The sequence below is a fragment of the Peptoniphilus sp. DNF00840 genome (assembly GCF_001553125.1).
In the GTDB taxonomy this organism is placed as follows: Bacteria; Bacillota; Clostridia; order Tissierellales; family Peptoniphilaceae; genus Peptoniphilus_A; species Peptoniphilus_A vaginalis.
In genome coordinates, this window is sequence record NZ_KQ960240.1 from 2667 (window position 1) to 3126 (window position 460).

At 48.9% G+C, this 460-nt stretch carries 4 tRNA genes; all 4 read right to left on the bottom strand.

Annotated features, from left to right (window positions below):
- Positions 1-57 precede the first annotated feature (57 nt).
- Positions 58-134, bottom strand: a tRNA-Asp gene (locus HMPREF1864_RS07050).
- A gap of 6 nt (positions 135-140) precedes the next feature.
- Positions 141-216 (bottom strand) — tRNA-Val (locus HMPREF1864_RS07055).
- Positions 217-219: 3 nt separating this feature from the next.
- Positions 220-294 (bottom strand) — tRNA-Glu (locus HMPREF1864_RS07060).
- 44 nt (positions 295-338) lie between these two features.
- Positions 339-415: transfer RNA gene (locus tag HMPREF1864_RS07065), tRNA-Met, on the bottom strand.
- Positions 416-460 lie beyond the last annotated feature (45 nt).

Here is a 460-nt window from a genome sequence, read left to right on the forward strand (position 1 = left end):
ACCAATTGAGCTACACCAGCATCTCACTTATTAAAAATAAATTTACTATATTTTAATTGGCGACCTGGATCGGGCTCGAACCGACGACCTCCAGCGTGACAGGCTGGCATTCTAACCAACTGAACTACCAGGCCCAATTTTGGTGGACACAATAGGGCTCGAACCTATGACCCCCTGCTTGTAAGGCAGATGCTCTCCCAACTGAGCTATGCGTCCATCTGGTGACCCTGCCGGGAATCGAACCCGGGATACCACCGTGAAAGGGTGGTGTCTTAACCGCTTGACCACAGGGCCTAATATGGTGGCGGTTTATGTATCACAAACCGTTAATTTGAAAATGGTAGCGGCGAAGAGATTTGAACTCCTGACACTACGGGTATGAACCGTATGCTCTAGCCAACTGAGCTACGCCGCCATATATTTTTATGGTAGCGGGAGAAGGATTTGAACCTCCGACCTT